This is a genomic window from Streptomyces sp. ATexAB-D23 (genome assembly GCF_000373645.1).
Classification (GTDB): Bacteria; Actinomycetota; Actinomycetes; order Streptomycetales; family Streptomycetaceae; genus Streptomyces; species Streptomyces castrisilvae.
In genome coordinates this window covers 143388-162699 of the sequence record NZ_KB892007.1, presented here as the reverse complement: position 1 = coordinate 162699, position 19312 = coordinate 143388, and the positions used below count along the sequence as shown (strand labels likewise).

General features: G+C 71.1%; 18 protein-coding genes. 8 read left to right on the top strand and 10 right to left on the bottom strand.

What is annotated here, in order from left to right; translation table 11 throughout:
- Positions 1-80 precede the first annotated feature (80 nt).
- The 3 genes from B082_RS0109390 to recX all read left to right on the top strand — a co-directional run bounded on the left by B082_RS0109390 (position 81) and on the right by recX (position 3272).
- Positions 81-1250 carry an AI-2E family transporter gene (locus tag B082_RS0109390; RefSeq protein ID WP_018551552.1) on the top strand — a complete coding sequence of 390 codons (1170 nt, stop codon included), beginning with the start codon at positions 81-83 and terminating at the stop codon, positions 1248-1250.
- Positions 1251-1498: 248 nt separating this feature from the next.
- The gene (gene recA, locus B082_RS0109385; RefSeq protein WP_018551551.1) at positions 1499-2626 is read left to right on the top strand and encodes a recombinase RecA; all 1128 of its coding nucleotides are present in this window, start codon (positions 1499-1501) and stop codon (positions 2624-2626) included.
- A 4-nt stretch (positions 2627-2630) separates the two neighbouring features.
- Positions 2631-3272, top strand: a complete 642-nt coding sequence (gene recX / locus B082_RS0109380; RefSeq protein WP_018551550.1) for a recombination regulator RecX — start codon at positions 2631-2633, stop codon at positions 3270-3272.
- A 194-nt stretch (positions 3273-3466) separates the two neighbouring features.
- Here the strand turns inward: recX and B082_RS0109375 are convergent, their stop codons facing one another.
- Positions 3467-4150, bottom strand: coding sequence for a DUF6197 family protein (locus B082_RS0109375; protein WP_026249592.1), 684 nt, complete (start codon positions 4148-4150; stop codon positions 3467-3469).
- Between the two features lie 373 nt (positions 4151-4523).
- Here B082_RS0109375 and B082_RS0109370 point away from each other — a divergent pair, with 373 nt between their 5' ends.
- Both B082_RS0109370 and B082_RS0109365 read left to right on the top strand, forming a co-directional pair.
- Complete coding sequence (locus B082_RS0109370) at positions 4524-5216, top strand: ArsR/SmtB family transcription factor (protein WP_018551548.1); 693 nt, start codon at positions 4524-4526, stop codon at positions 5214-5216.
- Positions 5213-7768, top strand: coding sequence for an FtsX-like permease family protein (locus tag B082_RS0109365; protein ID WP_018551547.1), 2556 nt, complete (start codon positions 5213-5215; stop codon positions 7766-7768). The genes B082_RS0109370 and B082_RS0109365 overlap by 4 nt, the downstream gene beginning before the upstream one ends.
- A gap of 53 nt (positions 7769-7821) precedes the next feature.
- On the opposite strand, the gene B082_RS0109360 is transcribed toward B082_RS0109365, so the two are convergent.
- The 8 genes from B082_RS0109360 to B082_RS0109330 form a co-directional block, all read right to left on the bottom strand.
- On the bottom strand, positions 7822-8232 hold the full coding sequence (locus B082_RS0109360) for a rhodanese-like domain-containing protein (protein ID WP_018551546.1): 411 nt from the start codon (positions 8230-8232) through the stop codon (positions 7822-7824).
- Positions 8229-8756: a cysteine dioxygenase gene (locus tag B082_RS0109355; RefSeq protein WP_026249591.1), complete on the bottom strand. Its 528-nt coding sequence runs from the start codon at positions 8754-8756 to the stop codon at positions 8229-8231. Before B082_RS0109355 ends, B082_RS0109360 begins: the two co-directional genes overlap by 4 nt.
- A gap of 104 nt (positions 8757-8860) precedes the next feature.
- Entirely contained in the window at positions 8861-8947 is an 87-nt protein-coding gene (locus B082_RS40380) for a putative leader peptide (protein ID WP_311307652.1), read from the bottom strand.
- A gap of 32 nt (positions 8948-8979) precedes the next feature.
- Positions 8980-10593, bottom strand: coding sequence for an FAD-dependent monooxygenase (locus B082_RS0109350; RefSeq protein ID WP_018551544.1), 1614 nt, complete (start codon positions 10591-10593; stop codon positions 8980-8982).
- Between the two features lie 197 nt (positions 10594-10790).
- A complete protein-coding gene (locus B082_RS0109345) occupies positions 10791-11702 on the bottom strand; it encodes an amino acid ABC transporter permease (RefSeq protein WP_018551543.1) in 912 nt (303 codons plus the stop codon).
- Positions 11699-12364, bottom strand: a complete 666-nt coding sequence (locus tag B082_RS0109340) for an amino acid ABC transporter permease (RefSeq protein ID WP_018551542.1) — start codon at positions 12362-12364, stop codon at positions 11699-11701. The genes B082_RS0109345 and B082_RS0109340 overlap by 4 nt, the downstream gene beginning before the upstream one ends.
- Before the next feature lie 75 nt (positions 12365-12439).
- A complete protein-coding gene (locus tag B082_RS0109335) occupies positions 12440-13279 on the bottom strand; it encodes a glutamate ABC transporter substrate-binding protein (protein WP_018551541.1) in 840 nt (279 codons plus the stop codon).
- A 69-nt stretch (positions 13280-13348) separates the two neighbouring features.
- Complete coding sequence (locus tag B082_RS0109330) at positions 13349-14137, bottom strand: amino acid ABC transporter ATP-binding protein (RefSeq protein ID WP_026249590.1); 789 nt, start codon at positions 14135-14137, stop codon at positions 13349-13351.
- Positions 14138-14457: 320 nt separating this feature from the next.
- Here B082_RS0109330 and B082_RS0109325 point away from each other — a divergent pair, with 320 nt between their 5' ends.
- Both B082_RS0109325 and B082_RS0109320 read left to right on the top strand, forming a co-directional pair.
- Positions 14458-15150, top strand: coding sequence for a response regulator transcription factor (locus tag B082_RS0109325; protein ID WP_018551539.1), 693 nt, complete (start codon positions 14458-14460; stop codon positions 15148-15150).
- Positions 15151-15165: 15 nt separating this feature from the next.
- Entirely contained in the window at positions 15166-16560 is a 1395-nt protein-coding gene (locus tag B082_RS0109320) for a sensor histidine kinase (RefSeq protein ID WP_018551538.1), read from the top strand.
- A gap of 108 nt (positions 16561-16668) precedes the next feature.
- On the opposite strand, the gene B082_RS0109315 is transcribed toward B082_RS0109320, so the two are convergent.
- A complete protein-coding gene (locus B082_RS0109315; RefSeq protein ID WP_018551537.1) occupies positions 16669-17667 on the bottom strand; it encodes a TAXI family TRAP transporter solute-binding subunit in 999 nt (332 codons plus the stop codon).
- Positions 17668-17789: 122 nt separating this feature from the next.
- Between B082_RS0109315 and miaB the strand changes: the two genes are divergently transcribed.
- Positions 17790-19310, top strand: a complete 1521-nt coding sequence (gene miaB / locus B082_RS0109310; RefSeq protein WP_078622536.1) for a tRNA (N6-isopentenyl adenosine(37)-C2)-methylthiotransferase MiaB — start codon at positions 17790-17792, stop codon at positions 19308-19310.
- The last annotated feature ends 2 nt before the right edge of the window (positions 19311-19312 follow it).

Here is a 19312-nt window from a genome sequence, read left to right as displayed (position 1 = left end):
CTCAGATCCAGCCTCCCCGCACGCCGCCCGCCGCGCCGTCCGGGCCACCGGTCGCACCGTCCGGCACCGGGCCGGCCCGCATGCCCGTCTGGCTGCCGCGCGCCATGGTGCTCGCGCTGGCGCTCTACGCCTGCTTCCGGCTCGGCAGCTGGGCGTTCGACCAGCTCATCGGCCTGCTGATCAATGTGCTGATCGCCTTCTTCCTGGCGCTCGCCGTCGAGCCCGCTGTGAGCCGGATGTCGGCCGGCGGCATGCGCCGGGGGCTCGCGACGTTCCTGGTCTTCCTCGTCGTGCTGATCGCCGGGGCCGGTTTCGTCGTCATGCTCGGCTCGATGCTCGCGGGCCAGATCGTCGACATGGTGGACGACTTCCCGAAGTATCTCGACTCGGTGATCAACTGGGTCAACCAGAACTTCAACACGGAGCTGTCCCGGGTCGAGGTCCAGGACAGCCTGCTGCATTCCGACTGGTTGCAGAAGTACGTCCAGAACAGCGCGACCGGTGTCCTCGACGTGTCCACCACGGTCCTCGGCGGCCTCTTCCGGCTGCTGACGATCTTCCTGTTCTCGTTCTACTTCGCGGCCGACGGCCCCAGGCTGCGCCGCGCACTGTGCTCCGTGCTGCCCCCCGCCCGCCAGGCCGAGGTGCTGCGGGCCTGGGAGATCGCGGTCGCCAAGACCGGCGGTTATCTCTACTCGCGCGGCCTGATGGCGCTCATCTCCGGGATCGCGCACTACGTCCTGCTGGCCGCCCTCGAAGTGCCGTACGCACCGGCGCTCGCGATCTGGGTCGGGCTCGTCTCCCAGTTCATCCCCACGATCGGCACCTATCTCGCGGGCGCCCTGCCGATGCTGATCGCGTTCACCGTCGAACCCTGGTACGCGATCTGGGTCCTCGGCTTCGTCGTGGTGTACCAGCAGTTCGAGAACTACGTGCTACAGCCCAAGCTGACCGCCAGGACGGTCGACATCCACCCCGCGGTGGCGTTCGGCTCGGTCATCGCGGGTACGGCGCTGATGGGCGCCGTCGGCGCGCTGATCGCCATTCCGGCCGTGGCCACGCTCCAGGCCTTCCTCGGTGCCTACGTGAAGCGGTACGACGTCACGGACGACCCGCGCGTCCAGGGCGGCCGTCCCGGCGTGCGGGGAGAACCCCTCTGGACGCGCCTGCGACGGCTGGCGACCGCCCCCGCGGCCCCCGGAGGCCGGGAGCCGGAGGCCGGGGCGCCGGAGGGCACGCGGGAGCCGTAGGGGGCGTTTCCTGGCCGTTTCTGGTCGTGTCGGGCCGTTCCTGGCCGGGTGTCCGAGGGTCGGGCCCGGCGGCGTGGTGCGCTTGACACTAAAATCGAACATCCATTCTCATGGGATTCCGGCCGGGTTTTCCCGGGCCCGACCGTGGAGTTGTCCACAGGCCGGGAGGACGTCGAGGCCCATTGTCAGTGGCAGGGGTTAGCGTCTTTGACGTGAAGCGATCGACTCAAGCAAATCGGGTGGAACCCATGGCAGGAACCGACCGCGAGAAGGCGCTGGACGCCGCACTCGCACAGATTGAACGGCAATTCGGCAAGGGCGCGGTGATGCGCCTCGGCGAGCGGCCGAACGAGCCCATCGAGGTGATTCCCACCGGGTCCACCGCGCTCGACGTCGCGCTCGGCGTCGGCGGTCTGCCGCGCGGCCGTGTGGTGGAGGTGTACGGACCGGAGTCCTCCGGTAAGACGACGCTGACGCTGCACGCGGTGGCGAACGCACAGAAGCTCGGCGGCTCGGTGGCCTTCATCGACGCGGAGCACGCTCTCGACCCCGAGTACGCGAAGAAGCTCGGCGTCGACATCGACAGCCTCATCCTGTCCCAGCCGGACAACGGCGAGCAGGCCCTTGAGATCGTCGACATGCTGGTCCGCTCGGGCGCGCTCGACCTGATCGTCATCGACTCCGTGGCGGCCCTCGTGCCGCGCGCGGAGATCGAGGGTGAGATGGGCGACTCGCACGTCGGTCTCCAGGCCCGTCTGATGAGCCAGGCACTCCGCAAGATCACCAGCGCGCTCAACCAGTCCAAGACCACCGCGATCTTCATCAACCAGCTCCGCGAGAAGATCGGTGTGATGTTCGGCTCGCCGGAGACCACCACCGGTGGCCGCGCGCTCAAGTTCTACGCCTCGGTGCGCCTCGACATCCGCCGGATCGAGACGCTGAAGGACGGCACCGACGCCGTCGGCAACCGCACCCGCGTCAAGGTCGTCAAGAACAAGGTCGCGCCGCCCTTCAAGCAGGCCGAGTTCGACATCCTCTACGGCCAGGGCATCAGCCGCGAGGGCGGCCTGATCGACATGGGCGTGGAGCACGGCTTCGTCCGCAAGGCCGGTGCCTGGTACACGTACGAGGGCGATCAGCTCGGCCAGGGCAAGGAGAACGCCCGCAACTTCCTCAAGGACAACCCCGACCTCGCCAACGAGATCGAGAAGAAGATCCTGGTGAAGCTGGGCGTCGGGGTCCAGCCCGAGGACGCCTCCGCCGAGTCCGGTGCGGACGCGGCAGGCGCGGCGGCCCCGGCCGACGCGGCTGCGAAGCCGGCGACCGCTCCGGCCGGCAAGACCAAGCCGGCCAAGGCGGCCGCGGCCAAGAGCTAGACCGGTGACGCGTCGTACGGAGTGGCCGGACAGCGCCGCCGGCCCCGGCGCGGGTTCCGGGTTCGGTGAGGGGGTGGGACGCCGTTCCCGCTCCCGGTCCAGTGACAGCGGTTCCCCCTCCTCGTCGAGGGCCGAGAAGGGGGAACCGCGCGACCCGGTCGAGCAGGCACGCAACATCTGTCTGCGGCTGCTCACCGGCACACCGCGCACCCGCAAACAGCTCGCGGACGCCCTGCGCAAGCGGGAGATCCCGGACGAGGCGGCCGAGGAAGTCCTCTCCCGATTCGAGGACGTCGGGCTGATCGACGACGCCGCGTTCGCCGACGCCTGGGTGGAGTCCCGGCACCACGGACGTGGTCTCGCCCGCCGCGCGCTCGTCCGCGAGCTGCGGACCAAGGGCGTGGACGCCACGGTGATCGACGAAGCCGTCGGGCAGCTCGACTCCGAGCAGGAGGAGGCGACCGCACGGGAGCTGGTCGCCCGCAAGCTCCGGTCCACCCGGGGACTGGACCGCGACAGACGACTGCGCCGCCTCGCGGGGATGCTCGCCCGCAAGGGGTATGGCGAGGGGATGGCCCTGCGCGTGGTGCGCCGGGCTCTGGAGGAGGAGGGGGAAGACACGGAGGGGCTGGACGAGCCGTTCTGACCAAAGCGCCGCACCGAAGCGTCGCTGAGACGGTTGGCCAAGGGGAAGCGACCGGCTGTCACGGGGGCAGCCGACGGGGACCGCCTGCCACGGACCGGCTGTTACGGGGGCAGCCTGCCACGGGCCGGCTGTCACGGGGGCGGTCGGCGGGGGCCGACTGCATTGTCAGGGGGAAAGCCGTCACGCGGCAGCTGTCACTGGCCGGCGTGGGCGGCGCGGCTGATGGTGGCGTCGATCAGGGCGAGGGCGTCTGCGGCGGTGCGACCCGGGTAGCGGTTCCACGGCCCGATCAGCCCGGTCCAGCCCTGGGAGCGCAGCTCGGCGATCAGCCAGGCTCCGGCCCGGTCGACCGTTTCCGCCGAGCCGTGGCCCAGACGGTGCGCGGTGAGCATGGCGCCGCAGATGCAGCGTGCGCCCCGGGCGTTGCGGAGCCGGTAGGGGGTGTTCTGCCATCCCCATTCGGTGAGGATCTGCCGGGCGTGGGCGAGGTGGACGGATGGTCGCACTTCGGGCTGTCCGATGCGCCGCCACGTATGGAGCCGGTCGGGCAGCATCGCACCGATCCGCCCGGGGAGCGGACGTTCGCGGGGTGCGGCGGGGGGCAGGGCGCGGACCGTGTCGGAGATCAACTGGTCCACCGGTACGGACAGCAGGGCGTGCCAGTCGGCAGGGGGGTTCGGCAGCTCCTGTGGAGCGGCTGGGGAGACGGGGCACGGGGCGCCGGGTGCGGGAACGTCGCCGGGTGCGGGTGCGGGTGCGGGTGCGGGTGCGGGTGCGGTGAGGTCCCAGCCCGTGATGATCTGCTGCCAGGCCGCCGTGTCGTGGAGACGCGCGGCCTGGGCGTCGAGTCCGTCGGGAGTGAGTGCGGTGGTGGGCATCGGTGCGTGCTCCCCGTCGTAGCGGTCCGGCGTCCCGGCGGTGCTCGCCGTTGAGGCGAATCTCCGTCCGGTGACCGGATCGCTCCACCGGAGCGACGCCATACGGGTGTGTCGCGGCGCATTCCGGTCGGGGAAGCGTCCGTCACGGGATGCCCGTACAAAGCCCGTACGGGCAGCACGTCCGTCGCGGGGTCCCGGGCAGCACGTACAGCCCGCACGGGCGGCACGTCCGCACAGCCCGTGTGGCCCGTGCGGCCCGTACTCCCCCGTACGTGCGCACCTCCCGCACGCTCCGTGCGGGGGAAAACCCCCGTACGGAGACGGCGGAGTGCTCCAGTGCACAGATGCCTGTGCACAGAGCAGTGTGTGACGCATGCCAGAGAAGCCCGGTGGTACCGAGATCACGGAGCTGGCCGCCCTCAAGGCGCTCGCCCAGCCACGACGTCAGCAGATCCTTCAGTACCTCACCCTGCACGGCCCCGCGACGTCCGCGATCCTCGCCCGTGCCCTCGGCCTGAATACCGGCGCGACCAGCTACCACCTGCGCGAACTGGCCCGCTACGGCTTCGTGGCCGACACCGAACCGCAGGAACCCGCCGGGCGTCGTGGCAGGTGGTGGCGGGCTGTCCCGGGCGACCGCCGGTTCCCGCCGCCGTCACGCAGGACGCCCGAGCTGCGGCTCGTCATGGACGAGCTGAACCGCCATGCGTACGCCGCCGACCTCGCCCTCTTCGAGCGGCTCCAGCGCGAGAGCGCGAAGGCGGCGGAGCGGGCGGCGGACGGACAGGCGGCCGACGCGGAGGTGACCGGGGCGGGTGCGGACGAGTGGGCCGATGCCTTCGCGTACTCGCGCGGCGCCCTGCGCCTCACCCCGCCCGAACTCCGCTCGTTCTTCGAGGAGTACATCGCCCTCATGAACCGCTACAAGCGCACCGAAGCCGACACCCCGCCGGACGCGCGTACGGTCCACACCCGCCTGCTCGCCTTCCCGGACCCGGGCCCCGACATCCCCGGCCCCGACGCCCTCACCGCCCGCACCGACCGACCAGAGACGGACGCCTCATGATGCTGCGCTATGCCCTGCGGACGATCAGGCACCGCAAGGCCGGATTCCTCGGAGCCTTCCTCGCCCTCATGTGTGCCGCCGCCCTGGTGACCGCCTGCGGCACCCTCCTGGAGACCGGCCTGCGCGGGCGGATCGCCACCGAGCGGTACGCGGCCACCCCGCTCCTCGTCTCCGCCGACCAGAACGTCCACCGCACGACCGTCAAGCACAAGGGCAACGGCAGGACGAAGGTCAAGCACAAGGCGAAGCCGGTCGCCGAGCGGGCCTGGCTCCCGGCCGCCACCGCCGACCGGATTCGCACGCTGCCGGGTGTGCGTGCCGTCGTCCCCGAACTGACCTTCCTGGCCCAGCCGCTCGGCCTGCCCGGTCACGGGGAAGACGGCGAGGCCCCCTCCTACGGGCACGCCTGGGCGTCCGCTCCGCTCACCCCCTTCGCCCTGACCGTGGGCAAGGCCCCCGCCTCCGCCGACGACGTGGTGATCGACCGGGCCCTCGCCGAGCGGGCGGGCCTCACGACCGGGGACCCGATCACCGTGCAGTCGACCCGGGCCCCTCACACGTACCGCGTCAGCGGCATCGCCGCGCCGCAGGGGCGGGGCGGACTCCGGCAGCAGACCGCGTTGTTCTTCTCCACCGCCGAGGCCACACGCCTCGCCGACCGCGCGGGCCAGGTCACCGCGCTCGGTGTGCTGCCCACGACCGGCACGGACATCGGCCGGTTGAAGCAGCAGGTCACCGCCGCCCTCAAGGGCACCACCGCACAGGTGACGACCGGTGACGGGCGCGGGCCGGTCGAGTTCCTCGACGCCGCGGGCGCCCGGGTCAAGCTGGTCTCGATGGGCGGGGCCATGGGCGGCACCTCGCTGCTGGTCGCGGTGCTCGTCGTCGTCGGGACGTTCGCGCTCTCCGTCCAGCAGCGCCACCGAGAGCTGGCCCTGCTCCGTACCATCGCCGCCACCTCGCGGCAGGTCCGCCGGCTGCTGGGCCGGGAGTCCCTGGTCGTCGGGGCCTTCGCCGGTGTCCTCGGCGCCCTCGCCGGACTGCCGCTCGCCGGATGGCTGCACGGCCGGTTCACCGCCATGGGGGTGGTCCCGCCGACCCTGGAACCGACGGCCGGCATCCTGCCCGCCTGCGCCGCCGTCGCCGTCACGCTCCTGGGCGCCTGGGCAGCCGCCCGGATCTCGGGCCGGCGCATCGCGGGTCTGCGTCCGGCCGAGGCCATGGCCGAGTCCGCGGTCGAGCGCGGCCGCCCGGCCAGGGGGCGGATGCTCGCCGGGCTGCTCCTGCTCGCGGGCGGCGGTGTGCTGGTCGGTGTGCTGAGCGTGCTGCGCACCGAGGCCGCCTCCACCCCGGTCACCTTCCTCGCCGTGGTGGTGCTGGCCACGGCGGTCGCGCTGCTCGGCCCGCTCCTCGTCCGAGCCGCCGCCTTCCTGGCGGCGGGTGTGCTCCGGCGGACCGGCCCCATGAGCACCCTGGCCACCGCCAACATCCGCGGGAACTCCACCCGGATGGCCTCCGTCGTCACCCCGCTCACCCTGCTCATCGGTATGACCTGCACGGTTCTCTTCCTCCAGCCGACCATCAGCGACGCCGCCCGTGCCCAGGCCAGGGAGGGCGTACGCGCTACCTGGGTGCTCGGCGCGCAAGGGCCGGGGGTTCCGGCAGCCGCCACCGAGGCCGTCCGCGCGACGCCCGGTGTCACCGCCGCCACGGAGGTGGTCCGCACCAGCGTGCGGGTCGGGCTGGAGAAGTACACCGCGCAGGGCGTCACCGGGGCGGGCCTCACCCGCACCTGGGACCCGGGCGTGACGAGCGGTTCTCTCGCCGCGTTCGCAGCGAACGAGCGGTCCGCCGCGATCAGCGAACTCGCCGCCGACCGCCTCGGGCTGCGCCCTGGCGGTGAACTCGTGCTGCACCTCGGCGACGGCACCCCCGCCACCCTCACGGTCGCCGCCGTCTACCGCAGCGGGCTCGGCTTCGGTGACCTGACCCTGCCGCACGGCCTGGTCGCCCGGCACATGGACAACCCCCTGGCCGCGACGGTCCTGGTGGCCGGAGAGGTGTCCGGCCACGCTCTGTCCGCAGCGGTGAGCGAATACCCCGGCGTCACGGTGGTCGCCCCCGCCGTCGCCGACCGGCTCCAGGCGGACCGTGAGCAGCAGAACGCCGAGGTCAACCTTCTGGCCATGGGCCTGGTCCTCGCCTTCACCGCCATCGCCGTCGTCAACACACTCGCCATGTCGGTGTCCGAACGGTTCCGGGAGTTCGCGCTGCTGCGGCTGGCCGGCGCCACGCGCCGACAGGTGCTGCGGATGCTCCGTACCGAGACCCTGTCGGTCCTGGTCCTTGCCACCGCACTCGGCACCGGCATCGCGCTCGCCGTCCTGACCGCCTTCAGCATCGGGATGACCGGCAGCGCGGCGCCCGGCCTGGTCCCGATGGTGTACGGGTTTGTGGTGGGCGCCGCCGCCCTGCTCGCCCTGGCCGCCACAGCGCTGCCCGGCCGGCTGGCCCTGCGGTCCCGCCCGGTGGAGGTCGCCACCAGCCAGTGACGGGAAGGTGGGGGGCCGCCCGCCACCCGGGCGGCGGGCCGCCCCCCCACCCGTCACACCTCGACCGGCAGTCCCGCCGCCCGCCAGGCCTGGAAGCCGCCCACCAGGTCCGTCGCCCGGTACAGCCCCAGCTGGTGCAGGGACGCGACGGCGAGGCTCGACGCGTAGCCCTCGTTGCAGATCACCACCACCCTGAGCCCGTGGCTCACGGCCTCCGGGGCGCGATGGCTTCCCCGCGGGTCCAGCCGCCATTCCAGCTCGTTGCGTTCGACGACCAGTGCCCCCGGGATCAGCCCGTCCCGTTCACGCAGTTGCGCGTAGCGGATGTCCACGAGCAGGGCGCCTTCGGAGGCCGCCGTCCACGCCTCCCGCGGACCGACCCGTACGTAGCCGGCCCTGACCCGTTCCAGCAGCTCGTCGATTCCGACCGGTTCGCCGCCGCCCTCGTGCGGTCCGTGGCTCACTGCCAGTCCTCCGGGCGCTCGGTCTGCTCCAGGCGGAGTACGGCGCCGGAACGGCTGTAGCGCCGGATCCGGGGCAGCGGCGGGTAGTACGCGTGGACGGAGACGGCGTGCTCCGTGGCGGACTCGTTCAGCACCTCGTGGACGTGGTGCCGGCCGAAGGCCCTGCCCTGGCCCGACGACAGCTCCCGGGTGCGGTCGATGTCCCCGGCCAGCTCCAGGGTCTTCCAGCCGTCGGTAGGCAGCCGGGCGGCGAGGGAACGTTCCCTGAGCGTGCCGGCGGCGGTGAGGAAGGCGCCGATCGAGTCGGCGTGGTCGTGCCAGCCGGTGCCTGTGCCGGGCGGCCAGCCGATGAGCCACGCCTCGCTGCCGCCGGGGCCGTCGAGCCTGACCCACGTCCGGCCCTCGGGGTCGAGGGGAAGGGAGGCGATGAGGGCGGTGTCCTCGGCGGTGCGGCGGACGAAGTCGAGCAGTTCCGCCACGGTCGGAGCCGGAGCCGGAGCCGGAGCGGACGCGGGTACGGGCACGGAAAGGGGAGAGGGAGAAGCAGACACGGGGAGCCGTCCTGGAGTTCGCGCGGTTACCCCGCCGCACGGCACAGCACACGCGGCGAAGGCAGGAGAAGCGGGATTCAGCAGGACGGGCGACACACGCAGCCCGCATAGCGGAGCAGGTCCATATGGACCCTCCGCCACAGGCGCACATCGGTGTCGGTCATGCCCGGGAGTAGACCATGTGCGCCTGTGAGCGTCAATTGATGTCTGCGGTGCGGTCGGAGCGGACCGACGTCCGTGCCGCCCCTCCGCGTGCCGCGTCCGCCGCCGCGAAGAGCTCCGCGGGCCGTACGCCGCCGAACGACTCGACGAGATGGCCGTCCGGCCTGACCAGCAGAACCGTGTGCGCGGACGCCCCCGGATAGCTCTCGGTCACCAGCAGCTCGGCCTTGACCGGCAGGGCCGCCACGGCCTCGACCAGCCGGGGCATCACTCCAGCGCGCATCCAGTGCCGCCGGTCCCATACTCCGGTTCCCGGCGCCACGAGCACCACCAGCAGATGCCCCTGCCCGAGCCGCTCCCGCAGCCGCACCGCGGTGCCGTCGGGCGCGGTGACCCGTACATCGGCCACCGGCGCACCGGGGGGCGTACCCACGGATGCGTGCGCCTCGGCGCGCGGGGGCGCAAGGGGGGACAGGGAGTAGGAGGGGGGCGCACCAAGGGGGCCACAGCCCAGATGTCCGTCCGCGAGCAGCGCGTCGTGCCCCCGTGCGCTCCCCGGGACCAGGGTCCGCAGCCCCCCGCCGCCCCGCAGTATCGGCAGCGACTGGTCGGCGGCGCGCAGCCGCGAGGCGACGGCGGCCCGGCGCTCGGCCTGGTAGCTGTCGAGGAGCACGTCGGAGGCTCCGTGGTGCCAGGCCAGGGCCAGTTTCCAGGCCAGGTTCTCCGCGTCCCGCAGCCCCTCGTCGAGCCCCTGCGTGCCCAGGGCACCCAGCAGATGTGCGGCGTCCCCGGCCAGGAAGGCCCGCTTCACCCGCCACCGCCGGGCCAGCCGGTGGTGCAGCGTGTAGACCCCGGTGTCCAGCAGCTCGTACGGGGGAGTCTCGCCGCACCAGCCCGCCAGGGTGTCCCGTACGCGCGTGACGAGGGCGTCCGGCGTGACCAGTTCGCCGCGCGCGGGCAGCAGCCAGTCCAGCCGCCAGACATCGTCCGGCAGCGGCCGCGCGGTGACCTCGGCGCCCCCGGTGCGCCACGGGGGCGACCGGTGCAGTACGGCCTCGCCGGGCCAGGGCAGCTCGGTGCGCAGCGCGGCCACGGCGTGCCTTTCCACCGCCGTACGTCCGGGAAACCGGATGTCGAGGAGTTTGCGCACGGTGGACCGGGCCCCGTCGCAGCCCACCAGGTAACTCCCGCGCCACCAGGTCGAAGCCGGCTCCCTGGTGTGCACGGTTACCCCGGCCCGGTCCTGCTCCAGCGTGTCGATCCGGCCGAGCTTGGCCGTCCGCACCAGCTCCTGCGCGGCCACCGCGTCCCGCAGCCCCCGCACCAGCGCGTGCTGCGGCACATGGACGGGCGCGGCCGGCCCGTCGCCGCCGGGCACGGCCTCACCGAGCGGCAGCTCGCGTACCAGCTGCTTGCGCCGCACGGACCGCCAGCCGGACCAGCGCAGCCCCTCGTCGTGCAGCGTCTTGCAGCCGAGCCGCTCCAGGAAGGCCGCGGTGTCCTCGCGGAGCACGACCGTGCGGGCGGGGCGGGTCTCGTCCTTGCCCGGGTCCTCGTCCACGAGCACGCACGGCACCCCCTGCGCGGCGAGGGCGAGCGAGAGCGCCAGGCCGACCGGCCCGGCACCCACGATGATCACCGGGTCCACGGCGCGTCCCCCATCAGGGTGGAACGGCACGGAAGAGGCGCGGGCGTCGAAGGGGATGCGGCGGCGTAGGGGGCTCGGTGCGCGATCACAGAACGTATGCAACCTACTGCCGGTGCTTGCGTCAAGCGACGCCGGAACGCGGCGAGGGGCGGTGGCAGGTGCGCCACCGCCCCTCGCGGGCGTCCTACGACGGGCTGTCAGACGGCGCGCCCGTCATCGGTGTTGAGCGCCGGCGCGTCGATCGTCTCCAGATCGCCCCCCGGGCCGGTGCCGAGCACCGCGCCCGTGCTCTTCTTCCCGCGCCGGAGCCGCCGCTCCAGCCAGCTCGCGAACGAGGTGAGGGCGTAGTTCAGAGCGAGGTAGATCACCGCGACGACGGTGAAACACGCGATGGTGTTGGAGCCGTAGTTCGCGGACATCGGCCGCACGGCCGCCAGCAGCTCGGGGAAGCTGAGCACGGCGCCACCGAGGGCGGTGTCCTTCACGATCACCACGAGCTGGCTGACGATCGCGGGCAGCATGGCGGTGACGGCCTGCGGTAGCAGCACGAAGACCATCGTCTGGCCCTTGCGCATGCCGATCGCCTTGGCCGCGTCCGTCTGTCCGCGCGGAAGTGTCTGGATGCCCGCCCGCACGATCTCGGCGAGCACCGAGGCGTTGTAGAGCACCAGGCCGGTCACCACGGCGTACAGCAGACGAGTGTCCGGTTCCAGCTCGGTGTACTCGGAGTACGCCTGGTTGGCGATGACCATCAGGAGCAGCACGGGAATGGCGCGGAAGAACTCCACGACCACCCCGCCCGGAACCCGGACCCACCGGTGGTCCGAGAGCCGCCCGATGCCGAACAGCGCGCCCAGCGGCAGGGCGATGATCAGAGCGAAGAACGCCGCCTTGATCGTGTTCTGGAAGCCCGGCCAGATGAACGTCTCCCAGGGCTGGGAGCTGGTGAAGAACGGCTTCCACTTGATCCAGTCGAGCTGGTGCTTCTCGGCGAGGCCGTCGTAGACCCACCACAGCACCGCCGCGGCGGCCAGCACGAAGAGGACCGTGTAGAGGATGTTGCGCCGCTTGGCGCGGGGCCCCTGGGCGTCGTAGAGGACGGAACTCATCGCTTCACCGCCACCTTCTTGGCCACCCAGCCGAGGATGAGACCGGTCGGAAGGGTCAGGATGACGAAACCGAGGGCGAACACACCCGAGATCAGCAGCAGCTGTGCCTCGTTCTCGATCATTTCCTTCATCAGGTACGAGGCTTCCGCCACCCCGATCGCGGAGGCGACGGTGGTGTTCTTCGTCAGTGCGATGAGCACGTTGGACAGCGGGTTGACCACCGACCGGAAGGCCTGCGGGAGGATGATCAGCCGCAGGACCTGAGTGAAGCTGAGGCCGAGAGCCCGTGCGGCCTCAGCCTGCCCGACCGGCACCGTGTTGATGCCGGAGCGCAGCGCCTCGCACACGAACGCGGCGGTGTAGACGATGAAGGCGAACACCGCGAGCCGGAAGTTGACGCCCTTGATATCGGTGGCGCCGAGTGCGATGCCGAGCGTCGAGTACAGGCCCAGCGAGGCGAACATAATGATCACGGTCAGCGGAATGTTCCGGATCACGTTCACATAGCCGGTCGCGAAACCGCGCATCAGGGGGACCGGGCTGACCTTCATGCCGGCCAGCAGCGTTCCCCATATGAGGGAGCCGAGGGCGGAGTAGACGGTGAGCTTCACCGTCACCCAGAAGGCCCCCAGCAGGTCGTAACCATCAAGAAAGTCGAACACGATCTCCCGTGCTTCCGCGTGTAGGAGGGCGTGGCGCGCCGCCGGTCAGCGGCGGCGCGCCCGGTCAGCCCTGCTTCACTTGACGACGTTGCCGATCTTCGGGGCGGGGTCGTTCTTGTAGTTCGCGGGGCCGAAGTTGGCCTCCACGGCCTTGTCCCACGAGCCGTCCTCGACCATCTTGGTCAGCGCGTCGTTGACCTTCTTCTTGAAGTCGGCGTCGCCCTTCTTCAGGCCGATGCCGTAGTTCTCGTTGGTCATCTTGAAGCCGGCCAGCTTGAACTTGCCCTTGTTGGCGTCCTGCGCGGCGTAGCCGGCCAGGATGCTGTCATCGGTGGTCAGGGCGTCGACGACCTTGTTCTCCAGGCCCGTCAGACACTCGGAGTAGCCGCCGTACTCCTGGAGCTGCGCCTTCGGGGCCAGCTTGTCCTTGATGTTCTGCGCCGAGGTCGAGCCGGTGACCGAGCAGAGCTTCTTGTTGTTCAGGTCCTCGGGCTTCGTGATCGAGTTGTCGTCCGCGCGGACCAGGATGTCCTGGTGGGCGAGGAGGTACGGACCGGCGAAGTCGACCTTCTGTAGGCGCTCGTCGTTGATCGAGTAGGAGGCGACGATGAACTTCACGTCACCGCGCGAGATGGCCGTCTCGCGGTCGGCGCTCTTGGTCTCCTTGAACTCGATGTTCTTGGCGTCGTAGCCGAGTTCCTTGGCGACGTACGTGGCGACATCGACGTCGAAGCCGGTGTACTTGCCGTCCGGGGTCTTCAGACCCAGACCCGGCTGGTCGATCTTGATGCCGATCGTGATCTTCTTGCCGCTCGACCCGGACGCGTCGTCCTTGTCGTCGGAACCACAGGCGGTGGCGGTCAGGGCGAGGGCGAGCACGGCGGCCGAGGCGGCGGTGACCTTACGAAGCTGCATGGTGAAATTCCCTAGAGTTGACGCGATGTGAGTGATCAGCAGATACGGAAGCCGGCGCTGAAGGCTCCATCAGTGGTGAAGGATCTTCGACAGGAAGTCCTTGGCCCGGTCACTGCGCGGGTTGCTGAAGAACTGGTCGGGCGTGGCCTCTTCGACGATCTTTCCGTCCGCCATGAAGACGACCCGGTTGGCCGCGGAGCGGGCGAAGCCCATCTCGTGGGTGACGACGACCATCGTCATGCCCTCGCGGGCGAGCTGCTGCATGACCTCCAGCACCTCGTTGATCATCTCCGGGTCGAGCGCGGAGGTCGGCTCGTCGAAGAGCATGACCTTCGGGTCCATCGCCAGCGCCCTGGCGATCGCCACGCGCTGCTGCTGGCCACCGGAGAGCTGCGAGGGGTACTTGTCGGCCTGGGTCCCGACGCCCACCCGGTCGAGCAGCGAACGCGCCTTGTCCTCGGCCGCCTTCTTGTCCGCCTTGCGGACCTTCAGCTGGCCGAGCGTCACGTTCTCGAGGACCGTCTTGTGGGCGAAGAGATTGAACGACTGGAAGACCATGCCGACATCGGCACGCAGCCGCGCCAGCTCCTTGCCCTCCTCGGGCAGCGGCTTCCCGTCGATCGAGATCGCGCCCGAGTCGATCGTCTCCAAGCGGTTGATCGTGCGGCACAGCGTGGACTTACCGGACCCGGACGGCCCGATGACGACCACGACCTCGCCGCGGGCGATCGTCAGGTCGATGTCCTGGAGCACATGCAGCGCGCCGAAGTGCTTGTTGACGTTGCTCAGCACAACCAGATCGCCACCGGGCGCGGGTGCAGCGTCCTCGGCGCCCTTGGTCACTGAAACTCCGCTCATCGGCTTCTTGCTCCGTCCTCCTCGGTTGGGAAGGACCTTAGTGACGCAGTGCTACCAACGTCATTACATCTGAGCGGAAATTGAGCATAACGATCCGGCGGCAACCGGACACTCCGCGTGAAGGGGACGTCACGCCGCTCACACCGGCCGTACCGGGTGCATAACGGAAACCCGGATACAACGGACAAGCACTTGACTGTCCACCCGTGATCGGCGTGGATTCCCTGGTACACCCCTACGTGAAACGCCCCGGAACGGGGAAGTGACCGGGGCGTACACGACCGTACGAACACACGCGAACCACACGCCGGAGGGGGGCCATGAGACTGCTGCTCGTCGAGGACGACAACCACGTCGCCGCCGCCCTGTCCGCGATCCTCGCCCGGCACGGCTTCCAGGTGGTCCACGCCCGCAGCGGCGAGGAGGCCCTGCAAGCGCTCCTGCCCGCCGACACGGAGCCCTTCGGCGTCGTCCTCCTCGACCTCGGGCTGCCCGACCAGGACGGCTACGAGGTGTGCGGCAAGATCCGCAAGCGCAGTTCCGTACCGGTGATCATGGTGACCGCCCGCGCCGACGTACGGTCCCGGATCCACGGACTCAACCTCGGCGCCGACGACTACGTGACCAAGCCGTACGACACCGGCGAGCTGCTGGCCCGTATCCACGCCGTCAGCCGGCGCAAGGCGAGCAACGAGGACACCGCGCCCACGCCCGCCGCCGGACTGCGCCTGGGACACGTGCACATCGAGCTGCCGACCCGCCGGGTGAGCGTCGACGGCAGCGAGGTCCAGCTCACCCGCAAGGAGTTCGATCTGCTCGCCCTGCTCGCCCAGCGGCCCGGTGTGGTCTTCCGCCGGGAGCAGATCATCAGCGAGGTGTGGCGGACCAGCTGGGAGGGAACAGGGCGCACGCTTGAGGTCCACGTCGCGTCCCTGCGTTCCAAACTGCGGCTGCCCGCACTGATCGAGACCGTGCGCGGGGTCGGCTACCGCCTCGTCTCACCGTCCGCGTAGAGGCGTACGTCCCCGGTGCGTACCCGGCTGCTCCCGCTGCTCATCGTCCTGATGGCGAGTGTCCTGCTCGCGCTCGGCTTCCCGCTGGCCGTCAGCGTGGCCGCGGCCGAGCAGCAGCGCGTCGTGATCGACCGCATCGACGACACGGCACGCTTCGCCGCGCTCGCCCAGTTCATCACCGAGCGCACCCGCGGCTACGACGAACGTCGCCGCACACTCCAGACCGAGCTGGAGACGTACAACTCGGTGTACGGCATCCGGGCCGGCGTCTTCTACCGCGACGACTCCGCCATGGCGAAGGCCCCGGACACCTGGCGGCTCCCCGTCGAGGGCGAGGGCCGCGCCGCGTTCAGCGAGGCGCTGCTCGGCCGCCGCAGCCACGACCCGCCGCAGGTCTGGCCCTGGCAGGACGGCCGCGTCGTCGTCGCCTCGCCCGTCGTACGGGACGGCGACGTGATCGCGGTCGTCGTCATCGACTCGCCCACCGGCCAGATGCGCGCCGACACGATGCGCGGCTGGCTGCTGATCGCGGCGGGCGAGGTGGTCGCGATGCTGGTGGCCGTCGGCGCCGCGATCCGCCTCACCGGCTGGGTCCTGCTGCCGGTCAAGACGCTGGACGCGGCGGCCCACGACATCGCCAGCGGCCGGATGCGGTCCAGGGTCGCGGCATCCGGCGGGCCCCCGGAACTCAGGCGGCTGGCCCGATCGTTCAACGAGATGGCCGACAACGTCGAGGACGTGCTGGAGCAGCAGCGCGCCTTCGTCGCCGACGCCTCCCACCAGTTGCGCAACCCGCTGGCCGCGCTGCTGCTGCGCATCGAGCTCCTCGCCCTCGAACTCCCCGAGGGCAACGAGGAGATCGCCTCCGTGCGCACCGAGGGTCGGCGCCTCGGCCAGGTCCTCGACGACCTGCTCGACCTGGCGCTCGCCGAGCACGCCGATACCGACCTCCAGCTCACGGACATCGGCGCGCTCACGGCCGAACGGGTCGCGTCCTGGCGGCCGGTGGCCGAGGAGAAGGGGGTACGGCTGCGGGCCGACGGGCCGCCGGCCGTCACCGCGTGGGCCGATCCCATCGCCCTGTCCAGCGCCCTCGACGCCATCATCGACAACGCCCTCAAGTTCACGCCCGCCGACGAGGAGGTCCGCGTCACGGTCGCCTCCGGCAGCCAGGACGTCACGGTGGTCGTCGCGGACAGCGGACCCGGCCTCACAGAGCAGGAGCTCGAACGGGTCGGCGACCGCTTCTGGCGCAGTTCCCAGCACCAGAACATCCAGGGATCGGGCCTAGGGCTCTCCATCGCCAGAGCGCTCCTGACGGCGGGCGGCGGCTCGCTCGCGTACGCGCGCAAGGAGCCGAACGGGCTGAGAGTGACGGTCTCGGTGCCGCGCCACGACCCGAAGGGCTGACGCCGGAGCCGCACGGCCGGAGCCGGGCCCGCGCCGCCGAACCGCTGCTACGAGGGAACACCGAGCGGTACGCGGAGCCGGAGCCGGGCCCGCGCCGCCGAACGGCCGCTACGGCTTGACCGAGCGGTAGTAGCGCTTGGCCCCTTCGTGCAGCGGGAGCGGGTCGGTGTAGATGGCCGTCCGCAGGTCCACCAGCTGCGCCGCGTGCACCTCGCGCCCGATGCGGTCGCGGCTGTCGATCACGGTTCGGGTGAACGCCTCCGTCATCGCCGCGTCGGTGCGGTCCGTGGTGACCAGCACATTGGCGACCGCGACCGTGGGGACGGCCTGGCCCTGCTGCGCGTTGCGATAGGCGTCGGCGGGCATCACGGCCGAGCGGTAGTAGCCGGTGGAGCCGCCCGCCGCCTGGAGCTGCTTGATCAGCTTGTCCTCCAGCGGGATCAGCCGGACCGAGAACCGTTCCGACAGATCGGCCACCGCCGTCGTGGGCAGCCCGCCGGACCAGAAGAACGCGTCGAGCTTCCCCTCCTCCAGCAGCTTCGGCATCGTGTCGATGCCCGCCGGCACAGCCGTCACATCCTCGACCGGGTCGAGACCCGCGGCCGTCATCAGCCGGTCCGCGACCAGCTTCACCCCCGACCCCGGCTGCCCCACCGCGACCGTCCTGCCCCGCAGATCCGCCACACTGCGGATGTCCGAACCGCGCTCCACGACCAGCTGTATGTAGTCGTCGTACAGCCGGACACAGCCGCGCAACCGCTCGTAGCCGGGCCCCCGGGCACGCAGATAGGCGGCGACGGCGTCGGTGGTGGCGATGGTGAAGTCGGCCTTCCCCGTCGCGACCCGGGCGATGTTCTGCTGCGAGCCCTCGCTCGTCTGGAGCTGTATCGACACCTCGGGCAGATCCCTGGCGAGGGCCCCCTTCAGCCGCTCCCCGTAGCGCTGGTAGACGCCGCTGCGCACCCCGGTGCTGAACGACAGCGTGCCGGTCGGCGCCGGATCGCGGAGGGGCAGCAGCCACCAGAGCAGCAGCCCGAGCACGACGACGAGGACGGCGCCCGCCCGCAGGGAGCGGCGCCGGCCGATTCGGGACAGGGCCGGGAGCATGGCGGCGATCCTGCCAGGTGGTTCCGGGCCCTGGCCAGGGCCGCCGCCGGATCACCCCGCGGGTACGGGCCCCGGACGCCGCCCGAGGCGGAGGGTGTCCGGGCAGCGCCTACCCTTGTCGCATGAGCAGCGGCAACCGGAGCGAAGCAGTGGACGTCCAGAAGAGCTATGAGGTGCGCACCTACGGGTGTCAGATGAACGTCCACGACTCCGAGCGCTTGTCGGGGCTCCTGGAGGACGCCGGATACGTCCGCGCGCCCGAGGGCTCCGACGGCGACGCCGACGTCGTCGTCTTCAACACCTGCGCGGTACGCGAGAACGCCGACAACAAGCTCTACGGCAACCTCGGCCGGCTCGCCCCCATGAAGACCAGGCGCCCCGGGATGCAGATCGCGGTCGGCGGCTGTCTCGCCCAGAAGGACCGCGACACCATCGTCGCGCGGGCGCCCTGGGTGGACGTCGTCTTCGGCACGCACAACATCGGCAAGCTGCCCGTCCTGCTGGAGCGCGCCCGGGTCCAGGAGGAGGCGCAGATCGAGATCGCCGAATCCCTGGAGGCCTTCCCCTCGACGCTCCCCACCCGCCGCGAGTCCGCGTACGCCGCGTGGGTCTCCATCTCCGTGGGCTGCAACAACACCTGCACCTTCTGCATCGTCCCGGCTCTGCGCGGGAAGGAGAAGGACCGCCGCACCGGCGACATCCTCGCCGAGATCGAGGCCCTGGTCGCCGAGGGCGTATCCGAGATCACCCTGCTCGGCCAGAACGTCAACGCGTACGGCTCCGACATCGGCGACCGCGAGGCCTTCTCCAAGCTGCTGCGCGCCTGCGGGAGGATCGAGGGCCTGGAGCGCGTCCGCTTCACCTCGCCGCACCCGCGTGACTTCACCGACGACGTCATCGCCGCCATGGCCGAGACGCCGAACGTGATGCCGCAGCTGCACATGCCGATGCAGTCCGGTTCCGACAAGGTCCTCAAGGCGATGCGCCGCTCCTACCGGCAGGAACGCTTCCTCGGCATCATCGAGAAGGTGCGCGCCGCGATGCCCGACGCCGCGATCTCCACGGACATCATCGTCGGCTTCCCCGGCGAGACCGAGGAGGACTTCGAGCAGACCATGCACGCGGTCCGTGAGGCACGTTTCGCGAACGCCTTCACCTTCCAGTACTCCAAGCGGCCCGGTACGCCCGCCGCCGACATGGACGGGCAGATCCCCAAGGAGGTCGTCCAGGAGCGGTACATGCGCCTGTCCGCCCTCCAGGAGGAGATCTCCTGGTCGGAGAACAAGAAGCAGGTCGGCCGCACCGTGGACGTCATGGTCGCCGAGGGCGAGGGCCGCAAGGACGGTGCCACCCACCGGCTGTCCGGCCGCGCCCCCGACAACCGCCTGGTCCACTTCACCAAGCCGGACCAGGACGTGCGCCCCGGTGACGTGGTGACCGTCGAGATCAGTTACGCGGCCCCGCACCACCTGCTCGCCGAGGGCGTCCCCGTCGCCGTGCGCAGGACCCGGTCGGGCGACGCCTGGGAGAAGCGCAACGCGGCCGCCGCCGCCAAGCCGGCCGGTGTCATGCTGGGCCTGCCCGGCATCGGCGCCCCGGCCCCCCTGCCCGCGACGGCGGCCCCGGGCTGCGGCTGCGACTGACC

What these genes read in the sequence shown, in the direction of transcription:
- B082_RS0109330 (WP_026249590.1), bottom strand. Translation starts at nt 14,137, where the DNA reads ATGAGCGGAGTTTCAGTGACCAAGGGCGCCGAGGACGCTGCACCCGCG.
- miaB (WP_078622536.1), top strand. Translation starts at nt 17,790, where the DNA reads ATGAGCAGCGGCAACCGGAGCGAAGCAGTGGACGTCCAGAAGAGCTAT.
- B082_RS0109370 (WP_018551548.1), top strand. Translation starts at nt 4,524, where the DNA reads ATGCCAGAGAAGCCCGGTGGTACCGAGATCACGGAGCTGGCCGCCCTC.
- B082_RS0109315 (WP_018551537.1), bottom strand. Translation starts at nt 17,667, where the DNA reads ATGCTCCCGGCCCTGTCCCGAATCGGCCGGCGCCGCTCCCTGCGGGCG.
- B082_RS0109390 (WP_018551552.1), top strand. Translation starts at nt 81, where the DNA reads ATGCCCGTCTGGCTGCCGCGCGCCATGGTGCTCGCGCTGGCGCTCTAC.
- B082_RS0109335 (WP_018551541.1), bottom strand. Translation starts at nt 13,279, where the DNA reads ATGCAGCTTCGTAAGGTCACCGCCGCCTCGGCCGCCGTGCTCGCCCTC.
- B082_RS0109325 (WP_018551539.1), top strand. Translation starts at nt 14,458, where the DNA reads ATGAGACTGCTGCTCGTCGAGGACGACAACCACGTCGCCGCCGCCCTG.
- B082_RS0109345 (WP_018551543.1), bottom strand. Translation starts at nt 11,702, where the DNA reads ATGAGTTCCGTCCTCTACGACGCCCAGGGGCCCCGCGCCAAGCGGCGC.
- B082_RS0109365 (WP_018551547.1), top strand. Translation starts at nt 5,213, where the DNA reads ATGATGCTGCGCTATGCCCTGCGGACGATCAGGCACCGCAAGGCCGGA.
- B082_RS40380 (WP_311307652.1), bottom strand. Translation starts at nt 8,947, where the DNA reads ATGACCGACACCGATGTGCGCCTGTGGCGGAGGGTCCATATGGACCTG.
- B082_RS0109375 (WP_026249592.1), bottom strand. Translation starts at nt 4,150, where the DNA reads ATGCCCACCACCGCACTCACTCCCGACGGACTCGACGCCCAGGCCGCG.
- recA (WP_018551551.1), top strand. Translation starts at nt 1,499, where the DNA reads ATGGCAGGAACCGACCGCGAGAAGGCGCTGGACGCCGCACTCGCACAG.